Origin of the sequence: Amycolatopsis oliviviridis (assembly GCF_014654365.1) — a bacterium.
Taxonomy (GTDB): Bacteria; Actinomycetota; Actinomycetes; order Mycobacteriales; family Pseudonocardiaceae; genus Amycolatopsis; species Amycolatopsis oliviviridis.
Genome location: NZ_BNAY01000002.1, coordinates 1,150,455 through 1,162,952, shown reverse-complemented (window position 1 = coordinate 1,162,952; position 12,498 = coordinate 1,150,455). Strand labels below are relative to the sequence as shown.

Annotated in this window: 13 protein-coding genes; 4 read left to right on the top strand and 9 right to left on the bottom strand. The window is 67.7% G+C overall.

Annotation, left to right across the window (positions count from 1 at the left end; genetic code table 11):
• Positions 1-118 precede the first annotated feature (118 nt).
• Positions 119-2,401 carry an ATP-binding protein gene (locus IE302_RS43180; protein ID WP_191254642.1) on the top strand — a complete coding sequence of 761 codons (2,283 nt, stop codon included), beginning with the start codon at positions 119-121 and terminating at the stop codon, positions 2,399-2,401.
• A gap of 32 nt (positions 2,402-2,433) precedes the next feature.
• Here the strand turns inward: IE302_RS43180 and IE302_RS12640 are convergent, their stop codons facing one another.
• From IE302_RS12640 to IE302_RS12620, 5 genes are all read right to left on the bottom strand, one after another.
• Positions 2,434-3,330: a poly(ethylene terephthalate) hydrolase family protein gene (locus IE302_RS12640; protein ID WP_191254641.1), complete on the bottom strand. Its 897-nt coding sequence runs from the start codon at positions 3,328-3,330 to the stop codon at positions 2,434-2,436.
• Positions 3,331-3,838: 508 nt separating this feature from the next.
• Positions 3,839-4,042, bottom strand: coding sequence for an LPXTG cell wall anchor domain-containing protein (locus tag IE302_RS43245; RefSeq protein WP_191254640.1), 204 nt, complete (start codon positions 4,040-4,042; stop codon positions 3,839-3,841).
• 323 nt (positions 4,043-4,365) lie between these two features.
• A complete protein-coding gene (locus IE302_RS12630) occupies positions 4,366-4,875 on the bottom strand; it encodes a hypothetical protein (protein ID WP_191254639.1) in 510 nt (169 codons plus the stop codon).
• 110 nt (positions 4,876-4,985) lie between these two features.
• Positions 4,986-5,141, bottom strand: coding sequence for a hypothetical protein (locus IE302_RS12625; RefSeq protein ID WP_101607226.1), 156 nt, complete (start codon positions 5,139-5,141; stop codon positions 4,986-4,988).
• A gap of 456 nt (positions 5,142-5,597) precedes the next feature.
• Positions 5,598-5,876, bottom strand: a complete 279-nt coding sequence (locus IE302_RS12620; RefSeq protein ID WP_191254638.1) for a DUF3892 domain-containing protein — start codon at positions 5,874-5,876, stop codon at positions 5,598-5,600.
• 224 nt (positions 5,877-6,100) lie between these two features.
• Here IE302_RS12620 and IE302_RS12615 point away from each other — a divergent pair, with 224 nt between their 5' ends.
• Positions 6,101-6,679, top strand: coding sequence for a hypothetical protein (locus IE302_RS12615; protein WP_191254637.1), 579 nt, complete (start codon positions 6,101-6,103; stop codon positions 6,677-6,679).
• Positions 6,680-6,729: 50 nt separating this feature from the next.
• Here IE302_RS12615 and IE302_RS12610 read toward each other — a convergent pair whose 3' ends face one another.
• Both IE302_RS12610 and shbA read right to left on the bottom strand, forming a co-directional pair.
• A complete protein-coding gene (locus IE302_RS12610; protein WP_229907720.1) occupies positions 6,730-7,449 on the bottom strand; it encodes a DUF4190 domain-containing protein in 720 nt (239 codons plus the stop codon).
• Positions 7,450-7,588: 139 nt separating this feature from the next.
• A complete protein-coding gene (shbA, locus tag IE302_RS43175) occupies positions 7,589-8,764 on the bottom strand; it encodes an RNA polymerase sigma factor ShbA (protein ID WP_308436858.1) in 1,176 nt (391 codons plus the stop codon).
• Between the two features lie 190 nt (positions 8,765-8,954).
• Here shbA and IE302_RS12600 point away from each other — a divergent pair, with 190 nt between their 5' ends.
• Positions 8,955-9,206 carry a WhiB family transcriptional regulator gene (locus IE302_RS12600; RefSeq protein WP_191254636.1) on the top strand — a complete coding sequence of 84 codons (252 nt, stop codon included), beginning with the start codon at positions 8,955-8,957 and terminating at the stop codon, positions 9,204-9,206.
• A gap of 93 nt (positions 9,207-9,299) precedes the next feature.
• Here the strand turns inward: IE302_RS12600 and IE302_RS12595 are convergent, their stop codons facing one another.
• Both IE302_RS12595 and IE302_RS12590 read right to left on the bottom strand, forming a co-directional pair.
• The gene (locus IE302_RS12595) at positions 9,300-10,823 is read right to left on the bottom strand and encodes an MDR family MFS transporter (RefSeq protein WP_191254773.1); all 1,524 of its coding nucleotides are present in this window, start codon (positions 10,821-10,823) and stop codon (positions 9,300-9,302) included.
• An 87-nt stretch (positions 10,824-10,910) separates the two neighbouring features.
• Positions 10,911-11,537, bottom strand: a complete 627-nt coding sequence (locus IE302_RS12590) for an acyl-CoA-like ligand-binding transcription factor (protein WP_191254635.1) — start codon at positions 11,535-11,537, stop codon at positions 10,911-10,913.
• A gap of 100 nt (positions 11,538-11,637) precedes the next feature.
• On the opposite strand from IE302_RS12590, the gene dprE2 reads away from it, so the two are divergent.
• Positions 11,638-12,381: a decaprenylphospho-beta-D-erythro-pentofuranosid-2-ulose 2-reductase gene (gene dprE2 / locus IE302_RS12585; protein WP_191254634.1), complete on the top strand. Its 744-nt coding sequence runs from the start codon at positions 11,638-11,640 to the stop codon at positions 12,379-12,381.
• The last annotated feature ends 117 nt before the right edge of the window (positions 12,382-12,498 follow it).

Here is a 12,498-nt window from a genome sequence, read left to right as displayed (position 1 = left end):
AGTGCGCCGATGACCGCCGGCGTCGGCCGGTGAATCGTCCGAGTGGATTGAAGGCCATCGAGGCGGCACTTGGCGCGTGGGGATACGCGATCCCGGTGAACATGCTTCGATGTGGGCGATGAGACGGACGGCGGGTGAAGCCGAGGCACGGCGGCGGGCACTGACGAGCTACGTCGGCCGTACGGACGACGAGCGCGAAGTGCGGCGGCTGCTCGGCCTGGGCCGATTGGTCACTTTGACCGGCGCCGGCGGCGTGGGCAAGACCCGGCTGGCCGCCCAGGTGGCCAGTTCGCTCACCCGCGTTTTCCCCGACGGCGTGGCCGTCGCGGAGCTGGGCGAATTGCGGGACGAACGGCTGGTCGCGCGCGCCGTGGCCGACAGCCTGGGGCTGCACGACACCGCGGGGCGTAGGGACCTGGATGCGGTGGTGGCGTACCTGCGTCCCCGGCGATCGCTGTTGTTCCTGGACAACTGTGAGCATCTGCTGGAGGGCAGTGCCGGCCTGGTCGCCGCGCTGCTGCGCGACTGCCCGAATCTGGCCGTCCTGGCTACCAGCCGGTGCTCACTGGGGCTCGACGGCGAGCACCTTCTGGCGATCCAGCCCCTGCCCGTGCCATCCGGGGAGGTCGGCACGCCCCAGGAGGCGCTCACGTTCGACGCGGTGCGCCTGTTCACGGAACGGGCCACGAGCCTGCTGCCCTCGTTCGAAGTCACCGAAAGCAATGTCGCGTCCGTTGTCCGGCTCTGCCGGCGACTGGACGGCCTGCCGCTGGCGATCGAACTGGCCGCGGCACGCGTTCGCGTCCTGTCGCCGTCGCAGATCGCGGACTTGGTCGAACAGGGTTCGGGGGTGCTGGTCACAGGTCTCCGGCTTCCCGTGGAGCGGCATCGGACGCTGCGCGCCACATTCGAGTGGAGTCATTCGCTGTGTACCGCCGATGAGCGAGCCGCTTGGGCGTGCTGCTCCGTCTTTGCCGGGCACTTCGATCTGGCGGCGGCCGAGGCTGTCTGTGGCCGGCCGGGGAACGAGGTGTTGGACGCCGTCGCCGGTCTCGTCGACAAGTCGGTGCTGATCCGCGTCGACGGGGTGGACAAGGTGCGCTATCGGATGCTGCGGCTGCTTCGTGAATTCGGTGGTCGGCTGCTCGCCGAAACCGGTGACGAGCCAGCGGTGGCCGGTAGGCATCGTGATCACTACGCCGAGTTGATCGAGCGGGCCGCCGGCGCCTGGTTCGGACCGGGGCAGGACGAGGCGTTCGAGCGGATGACCGCGGCGCACGCCGACGTCCGGGAAGCGTTGTCGTGGTCGTTGCGTACGCCCGGCGAAGGGGTGGCGGCGTTGACGATGGCGACCGCCATGATCGAGTACTGGGTGGCCCGCGGAGCCGCGTGGGAGGTGCGTGACTGGATCGATCGCGCGCTCGACGTGGTCCCTCCAGCGGCCCCCGGCCGTGCCCGCGGCCTGGCGATCTCCTCGCTCTGCGCCGCGCTGCACGCGGATCTCCGGCTCGCCAGGGAGCGGCTGGCCGCTGCCGAGGCGATCGAGGACGACGAGGCGGCGCCGTACGTCGCCCACGCCCGGGCGTTCGTGGTGATGTTGTCGGCGGAGCCGGATTCGAGTGTCCACGCGGCGACCGCCGTCCGGATCTTCGGCGAGCGGGGCGATGTACGACGTCAGATGCACCCCCTGTTCATCCAGGGCGTCGCTCTGGCCTATCGGGGAGAGCTGTCAGGAGCGCGGGAACTCCTGGGTTCGATGCTCAGGCAATGTCAGGCGGCGGGGGAGGACCGGTACCGGTCCATGGCCCTGTTCGGTCTGGGCGTCGCCGAGGTCTGCTTCGGCGGCGACGTCGACGAAGGCGAACGAGCCATCCGTGCGGCACTGGAGATCGACCTCCGTGCGTCAGATGTGCTGTCCGCGGCCTATCGGGTGGACGGTCTGGCCTGGGTTTCCGCCCGACGCGGGGAATGGACGCGGGCGGCGGGCCTGTTCGGAACAGCCGCGACACTCTGGGATCGCTGCGGCGCCGAACCCGGCGTGGCCGTGTCGACGGCTCACCGGGAGTTCCGCGAAGCCACTCAAAAGGCTCTGGGGGACGACAAGTTCGACGCCGCCTTCGAAGAAGGGCGCCAGCGGAGTCCGCACGACGCGCTGAGCGGCACGAGCGCGCGCCGGGACGACGGCGCCGATGGTGTCCTGCCGCCGCTGACACCACGCGAGTCGGAGATCGCGCGGCTGGTCGCGGCCGGAATGAGCAACCGGGAGATCGCGGCACGGCTGGTCATCGCCCGTCGCACCGTGGAGACGCATCTGCAGCACATCTCGAACAAGCTCGACTTCGCCAACCGGACCCAGCTGGCAATCTGGGTCGAGAACAGGGCCCGCACCCGGCCGCGGTGACCCGGAGGTCGGCTCGGCCGGGTGCGGGGCGCTCAGGTGAGCGGGCACGTTCCCCGATAGGCGGCGATCTTCGGATCGTTCACCGGAAGGGGGCACAGGAACTGGTCGTACCTGGTGTCCTCGTCCACGAAGCGCTTCAGCCACGAAAGGCTGTACTTGGCGATGGTCACGTCCGGTTTCGTCGGCGCCATGTGCCCGGCACCCGCGAGTAGCATGTACGCCTTGTTCAACGACGCGGGAAGGCTTTGATAGAACGGGCGCGAATGCGAGCCGTCCGGTGCGATGAAGTCGTTCTGCGCGCTGACGACGAAGGTGGGGACCTTCAAGTCCGAGAAGATCGTGTTCGGATTCCAGCCGGTTAGGGGGATGGCCGCCTTCAGGGTGGGCGCCTTCTGCGCGGCGATCAGGGATCCACCGCCGCCCATCGAATGCCCCATGACGGCCAGCCGGTGGGGATCCACCCGGCTTTTGGCCTGGCTCTTGTCCGTGACGTACCGCAGCGCTGCGAGCAACTGGTCCGATCGGACGTCCGGGGTGTCCCAGGTGCCGTTGGTCGAGAACGTGATGACGACGAAGCCCTGGGACGCCAGCCGAGGGCCGTACCAGGCGACGGCGGCCTCGGTCTCGAGAAAGCCGGGTGCGACCGCGATCGCACCGAAAGTGCCCTGGTCCGTGTCGGTCGGATAATGGATCGTTCCACCACCGAATCCTTGTCCGGACGGGACCTTCTCGGTCGCGATACGGAACGACCCGAGGGCCGCCTCGACGGTGGCTTTCGTCGGAGCCGGACCGCGAGCATAGGGACTCTCTTCGGCGGATGCCGCCGACGCGACTCCGACGACGGGCAGACCCGATGTTCCCGGCACAGCGACCAGCAGTGCGATCATCGCACCGGCGATCGCGGCGGCCCGGTGTGGTCGACGCTTCATGGCGCATGTCCTCTCGGAAGAACCGCTCCGACGCCGGAACGGTGTTCCAGGTATAGAGGAATGCATTCACCTGAGCGTCGTGGAAAACACGTATCGACGAGTATGACGTTTGCGCGGGGGAGAACTGCGTTGGCGAGTGATAGCGAACTCGGAAGAAATTGTCATTCCGGCGCGGTGTCTCGGACATCGCTGATGTCGTCCTTGCCGTGGACCCGGTCGTCAGGGGGTGATGATGTACGGACTGGTCCGCAGCTGTTCCTTTTGAGTTGATCAGGAAGAAGACCTCCGTGTGGGGTGCTGGTGTCTGACGTCATCACCGATCACAACGGAGGTCTTCGTGTCCCACCGTAACGCCCGTTGATCTTGCACGGACGCCGGTTGCTCATCGAGCGAGGCTCCATCGGCCGCGCGCCTCCGTCGAGCTGCGCACGCCACGGTCAAGGCGGCAAGATGCGAGGGTGCCAGACTGCCCGGTGTCCGGTGACAGGAATTCCATCTGGGTTATTGGTCAGCTTGTTCCTTTGCTGTCTCGGTCGTGCTTGCGGCGTCGAACCGCATAGAACAAGACTGCCAGCAGGCAGATGATTCCCAATGCGACGAAAACCAAGCCATTTCCAGGACCGGTCCCGAAGGCGCCGATAATGGTCCACGCTATTCCCGGAACTGTCCAGAAAGCAAGCTGTCGATACGTTGGGGTTGTGTCGTTTCCCACGGCGCTCCTCCGTTGCTATCGACGAGAGCCATTTTTGCAGCTTGGTGGAGGGTGATATTACAGTCGTTCGGAAGGCCTCTGACCGCTGACACCGCCCCGCCGAGACCGACGGCGACAGAGGACGGGTTGTCTCTTCCCGGGAAGCCGATTCCGCCACTGAGCAAGCCGAGCGCTGAGTTGATGCGATCCCCTGCGCTGCTTCCCCTGATTGTCCGGTGGAGCGGGAACTGCAGGCCTTGCCCGCCAGACTTCGGTATGCCGAGAACCCGGGATACCTGCGCAGCACCGGGTCTGGGAAGGCGGCATGAGCAGCGGTCACGGCCTCAACCGTTCTTCGCCCGGTGATCGAGATATTCGATGCGGCATCCGTCCAGCCGCCGCTCGGCGTCCGAGGCGTGGGCCGAGCAGAGCGAGCCGGTCACATCGTCACGATCGGTGGCGATCGCCACAGCCGGTTCCGCGCAGGGGGTGTGCAGCCGGTCATAGTCCCAGGAGTTGCCACAGCCCGTGGCGGTGCACCAAGCCCGGTCTCCGAGCGAGTGCAGGGTGACGCCGTGGATCGGGCAGATACCCCAGGGGACGTCGCACAGATGGGGATCGCGGGATACCCGGACGCGGGTCAGGTACGCGGCGGTCTTGGCGATCTCGCCGGTGTAGTCGGCCAGATCGCCGGTGGCTTTGCTCATCGGCTGCGCCAGCCGTTGCAAGTGCCCGTCGTCCGCGGCCTCCAGCCGAGCGGCCATCTCCGCGGTCCGCTCGGCGAGAGCGTCGGCCTCGGCCGCCAGGGCTCGTAGTTCCGCCGGGACGGGTTCTGGGGTCGTCGGCTCAGGCATCGCGGTCCTCGCAGGTGCGGTGGAAAGGAAATAGTGCGGGGGAGGAGGAAGAACGCGGCCCCGGTCCGGTGAAACGCGGACCGGGGCCGTCGGTTCGAACGACGGTCGACTCAGAACCAGTGGGCGCGGCCGCCCACCTTGCGTCCCGTGCCGCCGAGGATCGCGAGAACCACGCCCACGACGGCGAGAACGGCGCCGATGGTGGTCAGCACGGGGATCCCGACGATCAGGCCGATCACGAGAATGATGACTCCGAGCACAATCATGGTGACTCACTTTCTTGGAGCGGCCGAAACGAATCGCGGCCACGATGGGGACTGGGCTGGTGATGCCCGCATCGGCGTCCCGCCAAACGCCTCCGAACAGGATTTCTCCTTCATGTCGGGAAACCGGGCCCGCGGCCGTCAGGTTCCACGGTTGAGGTTCGCGGCGCGTGGGTAGATGTCGGGAGTCGTCGTGAAGTGCAGCCGGAGGAAACGTAGTGTTGTTTCGCAGGAAAGCGATCGTGCCCGTTGGTGATGTCGAGCGGGCGGAGGCCGTTCTGGTCGCTCGAGGTGTCAACCGTGAGCGGGCTGGTGGTGAGCTGAGGGAGATGGCGCGCCGTCGGCACATCTCGCTGTCACGCTGCGCGGCATTGGTGGCCTCGACCGGCCGGGCACCGTGGTCGACGTGAGCCCGGCCCGGGATGAGAGGTCCCGTTCTCCATTGTGGACAAGTCCGCCTCAGAAGCGGGGCAGCTCCACGAGGTTGTTCTTCCAGATCCCGTCCGCCCGCGTGCGGAGGAACTTCGGGCCGAAGGTCGGTTTGATGATCTCCACGGCCACCCGATGGATTCCCTCGTCCACGTAGGCCTTCCCGTCGTCGTCTTCGATCCACGCCACGATCGCCGAAACGAAACTCTCGCCGGTTTCGCCGCTGCCGGGGTTGACCCAGCGCAGCTTCGTGATGCTCTCGTGGAACTTCCCGCCTTCGAGCCGCGCTGCGATGATCTTGATGGCCATGGCGTCACCTCTTCGGCTGGGTGTCCTCTGAGCGAACAGGGGTAATGCGGTACTCGCCGTCTGTCCGCACCCTGTTACGCAATCCGGCCGCCGTGCTTCGAACGTTACGAATCCGAGCGCGGGAGTGCCGGTTCTGAGTCAGATGACGCAGACCGCGCCGGTCCCACCGTGTCAAAGTCCTCGCGCCGGCCGGAACACCAGCCGGAAAGAGAGGGGAAAAGGACATGCTCACTGTCAAGAAAGCGCCGGCCGTCGTCGCGGCCGCGATCGGAATCGCGCTGGCCCTGACAGGCTGCTCTTCCGATCCGGCGCCGCAGGCGGCCCAGCCGGCGTCCGCGCCTTCGCCGTCCGGAGCCGACCCGGCCGCCACGGAGGCTTGGATGAACGGGTTCTGCGGTGCCGTCCACGATTTCATCGACGGCAACAACAAGATGCCCGCGGCCGGCGGCGACACGGTCGAGGCGATCACGAAGAGCACCAGCGATCAACTCGGGCACTACGCGGGCATCCTGGGCAAGACGGTCGACGCGCTCAACGCGTTGCCGCCCGCGCCGGTCCCCGCCGCGGACGCGGCCGAGAAGGATTTCCTCGGGAAATACACCGCGGCGCGCGACAAGGTCACGAAGGCGAAGGCCGATCTGGACGCCGCGAAGAGAAGTGACACGGCCGCGCAAAGCCGCGCTGTCGACGGTCTGATGGCCGCCCAGAAAGACGCGCACGGCGCGCTCGACCCCGTCAAGGCCGTCCTGGACTCACCGGAACTGACCAAGGCCGCGGCGACCGCCGCACGCTGCCGCCCGTGATTCGTGCGGCGCAGGCCCTTTCGCGGTGCGAAAAGGCCTGCGCCGTCGGCTCAGTTACCGAGGGAGCCGATGTTCTCGTTCGCGTGCGCGATGCCGTACTCCTCGGCGCTCGCTTCCTTGATGAGCTTGCCGTCGACCTCGATGGTCACCTTGATGGCGCCCTTGCCGCTGCCCTGCGCCATGATGCTCACCATCTGCAGGGCCTCGCCGCCCGGCAGCTTGATCGTCTTCTCCCACGGGAGCTTGACGTTGGCTTCCTGGTTGGTCGTCGTCATCCCGTCGGTCGTGTAGGTGATGCTGCCTGCCTTCGCCCCGCCGGTCCCGGTCACCCGGTAGACCACGGTGTGCTCGGCGGCCTGGTCTTTGGCGGGCTCCTGCGCCGGCGCACCCGCCTGCGTACCCGCGTCGTTGCCCAGCGGTGCGCCGGGCGCCGACGGCGGTGCCGTCGGGAGCGAGTTCGCCGCGTCCACGACGGCCTTGCTGAACACGACGGTCCACAGAATGCAGATGACGAGGCCGACCGCGGACAGGATGACGCCGGTCAGCGCGAGGCCTTTGTTGGTCGCGACACCGCTTTTCGCGCGGGAGTAGCCGATACCGGCGAGAACGAGTCCGACGATGACGAGCGGCCAGGCGATGACGCCGATGAACGGAATCGGGGAGAACAGCAGTCCGACGAGGCCGAGAACGAACCCTGCGGTGCCCAACCCGTTACGCGGAGGCGTGGTCACGGGTGCCGCCTGATAGGGATACGGGGAGGGAGTGGTCACGATGATCCTTTCGCGTGTCTTCGCGTGGAGATCGGTGTGACGTATTCCCGTGTTACGTCTCATCGTGCGCGATTTTCGCGCGCACCAAGACGATCGGACGTTACGAAAACGGCGTAACGATCAGGTGTCCGCGAAGTGCTCATTCCTCCGTGAGGATTTTGCGAAGCCGGCCCAAAGCGCGGTGCTGCGCAACCCGGACGGCGCCCGCCGTCGACCCGACCACTCCGGCGGTCTCCTCCGCGGACAGGCCCACGACGATGCGCAATACGACGATTTCCCGCTGCTTGTCCGGCAGGATTCGCAGCAATTCGCCCAGCCGGTCACTCAATTCGTTGTGCAGCGCTTGTTGTTCCGGGCCGGCGGTTTCCGAAACGCCGTCGGGGACCTCGGCGACGGGTTCGCTGCGGTTGCGCGCGGCGGCCCGGCGGGCGTCGGCGACCTTGTGCTGGGCGATGCCGTAGACGAAGGCGAGAAAGGGCCGTCCTCGCTCGCGGTAGGTGGGCAGCGCGCGGAGGATCGCCACGCAGACCTCCTGCGCGACGTCGTCCGCCGAGGCGTAAGTCCGTTCCTGTCTGCCGATCCGCGACCGGCAATAGCGGATGACGAGCGGACGGATGGTGGACAGCAGGTGGTCCAGCGCCCGCCGGTCACCCCGTCCGGCGGCCGCGACGGGTTCGTCGAGGGTGTACCACTGGGACGGCGTCACCTGCTCGGGTTCCGACCCCGCCGGGGCGCCCGGCTCCACCAGCGAGAGTTCCCGGATCATCGCGCGGTTCTTGATCCGGGTCAGGATGTCTTCGCCGTCGAGCCCGACGCGCAGCGCGTCGATGAAGGCGCCGTTGGCGCTGTCCAGGCGGTCGGTGGACTCGGGGTCGTGCTCCCGCAGCCGGTCCCGTGCGTGCCGCAGGGTCGCGCTCACCGCCTCGTCCGCGATCCCGAGCACCCCGGCGATCTCGTGCGGCGTGAAACCGTCCAGTGCCCAGGCCATGCCGAGCTGCTGGCGTTTCGGCAGCCGCCCCAGCATGGTCAGGACGGACGACGCCTCGGCGGCGAGAACGGTGAGTTTGTCCTCCCGCCCGGCGTCGGCGAAAGCCCAGTCCGCCCGGACCGCTGTCTGCTCCTTGGCCCGCCGGTGCCCGACGCGACGGACCCATGATTTCGGCTGGGCGATGGTCCGCCAGTCCTCGTAGGCGTTGAGCATCGCTTCCGCGGCCGCGTCGCGCGCGGGGTCGAGCGCGAACCCTATCTTGCACAGAAAGCCGGTGAGCAGCGGAAATTCGGCGTGGAAGAACTCGTCGAACTCATGGTGGCCCATCACCCGCACTCACCGCTCTCAGCCGCCTGACGCGAATGCCCTCACCAGAACAGGTGCAGCGAGCGGGCCGCTGAGTGTAACGATTCGGTCAAGGTGATGTTTGCGGTCCGTGCCCGGGCGGATACCCGGCCGCGAGCGGAAGTCGTTTGACGAGGAAGGGAAAATCGGAAGAAAAGGAGGTGATAGGAAAATGGAAACGAGGATGGTGGGTGACCTGGCCGAGGCCGCTTGCCGCGGTGAGGATCCCGAACTGTTCTTTCCGGTCACCGAAACCGGTCCCGGCGCGCGGCAGGCCGCCAGGGCGAAGGCCGTCTGCGCCCGGTGCCCGGTCATTTCGGCCTGCCTGGCCTATGCCGTGGACAACGGGCTGGCCCACGGCGTTTTCGGCGGGCTGACCGGTAGTGAACGACGTCGGCTGATTCATGCCGGCATCGCCGCCTGAAACCACGCGATCACGCGACTGAATTTCCAGGTGTGTTCAGTGCGCGCGAAAAGGGGCCCGGTTCGGCGAACCGGGCCCCTGTCGCGTGGTGGGTCAGGCGACGGCGTCGGCGGCCGTCTCCTCGGCCAGCCGCTCGTTGCCCGACTGGGTCTTGAGCGGCTTGTGCTTGAGGAAGGCGACGGCGACGATGACCAGCAGCGCGATCGGCGCGCTGATCAGGAACAGCTCGCTGGTCGCTTCCCCGTAGGCGTCGCGGACGACGCTCGCGACCGGTTCGGGGAGCGCGGCGATGTTCGGCACCGCGCCACCTTCACCCCCGCCGGGCAGCGGGCCGAGCTTCTCGGTGATCAGCGCGGTGACCCGGTTCGCCAGCACCGCGCCCAGCGCGCTCACCCCGATCGAGCCGCCGAGGCTGCGGAAGAACGACAGCGTCGAGGTCGCCGTGCCGAGGTCGTGTGCGTCGACGTCGTTCTGCGACACCAGGACCAGGTTCTGCATCAGCATGCCGACGCCGACCCCCAGGACGACCATGTACGCGCCGAGGACGACGAGGTTCGTCTTCGAGTCGAGCGTGCCCAGCAGGGCCAGGCCGACGGTCATCAGCGTCGCGCCGAGCAGCAGATGGCTCTTCCACTTGCCGGTCCGGCTGATCAGCTGGCCCGAGACCGTGGAGGACACGAGGATGCCGAAGATCATCGGCAGGCTCAGCAGCCCGGCCACCGTCGGCGATTTGCCGAGCGACAGCTGGAAGTACTGCGACAGGAACACCGTCCCGCCGAACATCGCGACACCGACCAGGAAGCTCGCGAGGGTGGTCAGGCTGACCGTGCGGTTGCGGAACAGGCCCAGCGGGAGGATCGGCTCGGCCACCTTCGATTCGACGTAGACGGCGAGGGCGAGGACGACCACCCCGGCGGTCACCAGGCCGACGGTCCACCAAGAGCCCCACGCGAACTGGTGCCCGGCCAGCGAAGACCAGACCAGCAGCGTCGAGACACCCGCCATGATCAGGAACGCGCCGAGGTAGTCGACCTTCACGTCCCGCCGGATCGTCGGCAGGTTCAGGGTCCGCTGCAGCAGCAGGATCGCCGCGACCGCGAACGGGACCCCCAGGAAGAAGCACCAGCGCCAGCCGAGCCAGGAGGTGTCCACCATGACGCCGCCGATCAGCGGGCCGGCGATGGTCCCGACGGCGAACACGGCACCGAAGATCCCGGAGTACTTCCCGAGTTCCCGCGGCGAGACGATGGCGGCCATGATCACCTGCGCGAGCGCGGTGAGCCCGCCCGCGCCGATGCCCTGTGCGACCCGGCTGGCGATCAGGAGTTCGATGTTGCCCGCGAACCCGGCCACCAGCGAACCGACCACGAACAGCGCGAGCGAGAGCTGGATCAGCAGTTTCTTGTTATACAGGTCGGAAAGCTTGCCCCAGAGCGGAACCGTCGCGGTCATCGCGAGCAGTTCGGTGGTGACCACCCAGGTGTAGGAGGCCTGTGAGCCGCCCAGTTCGGAGACGATGCGAGGCAAGGCGTTCGCGACCACCGTCGAGGCGAGGATGGCGACGAACATGCCCATCATCAGCCCCGACATCGCTTCGAGGACCTGCTTGCGGTCCATCGAGCCCGCCGGGGCCTCCGGTTCTCGTGGTTCTGTCGTGGATACGGACATGGATGTCCCCCTTCGTGTTCCGTGTGGCCGGGCGCGTCAGCGCGCGCGGCCGCCGGGCTCGGGGAGCCCGGCGAGAAGCAGTTCGACGGCTTCGTCCAGCAGCTCGATCGCGGAGACCTCGCCGTCGTGCTGGTACCAGAGCCTGAGCACCGCGTTGATGGCGCCGCCGAGTGTGGACAGCAGCAGCGTCGGGTACAGGTCGGCCTTGGGATCGAGCCCGGTGCGGCGCGCGATCGCCTCGATCGTCGGCGCGACCGTGTCGTGGTTCATCGCCACCGCACGTGAATGCAGGGTGGGGTTCTCGTGGATCGCCTTCATCCGGCCGAGCCACTCTTCGCGGTTCTCGTCGACCTGGGCGAAGTCCTCCTTCAACGCGTCGACGAAGGCACGCGGTGTGCTGACTTCTTTCGGGGTGGCAAGGAATTTCTCGATGATGCGCTGTGATCGCTCGGCGTTGTCGGCGTGCGCGATGACGACAGCGTCCTCTTTGGACGGGAAGTAGTTGAAGAACGTCCGCGGCGAAACCCCCGCCGCCGCGCTGATGTCCTCGACCGTCACCTGGTCCAGACCGCGTTCGGCGACGAGGCGGACGGCGGTGGTCGCCAGCGCGCGGTGGGTTTCCAGGCGCTTGCGCTCGCGGAGGCCGAGGACGGGTTCGGGCATGAGCACGACGATACGCCTAAAGGTGCAGATACTGCAAAATTGCAGTTTGTGAACCGTGCCACTCGCGCGCGGCGGGCTACCGCCTGGCAGACTGCGGCGGGTGAGCGGAACGGTGCTGGTACTGGGCGGACGCAGCGAGATCGGCCTCGCGGTCGCGGAACGGCTCGCCAAGGGCGGGGCACGTGAGATCGTGCTGGCCGCGCGGCGGAGCGCGGATCTCGGCGCGGAGACCGAGCGGCTGCGGGCCGCGGGAGCGGAGACGGTCGACGTCGTCGAGTTCGACGCCGACGACCTCGCCGGGCACGGTCCGTTCCTGGAGAAGGTCGTCGCGGACCACGGTCCGCTGGACGTCGTCGTCACCGCTTTCGGGATCCTCGGCGACCAGGCGCGGGCCGAAGAGGACGCCGGGCACGCCGTCGCCATCGTGCACACCGACTATGTGGCTCATGTGAGTGTTCTGACGCAGGTCGCCAAGGTGCTCCGTGGGCAAGGAAGCGGGAACCTCGTGGTGTTCTCGTCGGTCGCCGGGGTGCGGGTCCGGCGGGCGAACTACGTCTACGGATCGGCGAAGGCGGGGCTCGACGGTTTCGCGAGTGGCATGGCCGACGCCTTGCACGGCACCGGCGTGCATCTCCTGCTCGTCCGGCCCGGCTTCGTGATCGGCCGGATGACCGAGGGCATGTCGCCCGCGCCGTTCTCGAGCACGCCCGATCAGGTCGCCGACGCGACGGTCGCGGCACTCCGGAAACGCCGGGAAACGGTGTGGGTGCCGGGACTGCTGAGGCTCGTGTTCGCGGTGATGCGCGTGGTGCCGCGGGCGATCTGGCGCCGGATGCCGCGCTAGGCCCGCGGCCTGGGAAGCGCTGCGCGATCAAGCCGGTACGCGGTGTCGCGGCCGGCTGTCTCCTTGGTCACTCCTGCTGGGCCGATCGGGCTTTAAGACCCGTTCATGACAGGTTTC

Bases quoted from the DNA above. Each gene is read 5' to 3' on its own strand.
- IE302_RS12590 (WP_191254635.1), bottom strand. From the start codon at position 11,537: ATGCCCGAACCCGTCCTCGGCCTCCGCGAGCGCAAGCGCCTGGAAACC.
- shbA (WP_308436858.1), bottom strand. From the start codon at position 8,764: ATGGGCCACCATGAGTTCGACGAGTTCTTCCACGCCGAATTTCCGCTG.
- IE302_RS12615 (WP_191254637.1), top strand. From the start codon at position 6,101: ATGCTCACTGTCAAGAAAGCGCCGGCCGTCGTCGCGGCCGCGATCGGA.
- IE302_RS43180 (WP_191254642.1), top strand. From the start codon at position 119: ATGAGACGGACGGCGGGTGAAGCCGAGGCACGGCGGCGGGCACTGACG.
- IE302_RS12620 (WP_191254638.1), bottom strand. From the start codon at position 5,876: ATGGCCATCAAGATCATCGCAGCGCGGCTCGAAGGCGGGAAGTTCCAC.
- IE302_RS12640 (WP_191254641.1), bottom strand. From the start codon at position 3,330: ATGAAGCGTCGACCACACCGGGCCGCCGCGATCGCCGGTGCGATGATC.
- IE302_RS12595 (WP_191254773.1), bottom strand. From the start codon at position 10,823: ATGGACCGCAAGCAGGTCCTCGAAGCGATGTCGGGGCTGATGATGGGC.
- IE302_RS12630 (WP_191254639.1), bottom strand. From the start codon at position 4,875: ATGCCTGAGCCGACGACCCCAGAACCCGTCCCGGCGGAACTACGAGCC.
- IE302_RS12625 (WP_101607226.1), bottom strand. From the start codon at position 5,141: ATGATTGTGCTCGGAGTCATCATTCTCGTGATCGGCCTGATCGTCGGG.
- IE302_RS12600 (WP_191254636.1), top strand. From the start codon at position 8,955: ATGGAAACGAGGATGGTGGGTGACCTGGCCGAGGCCGCTTGCCGCGGT.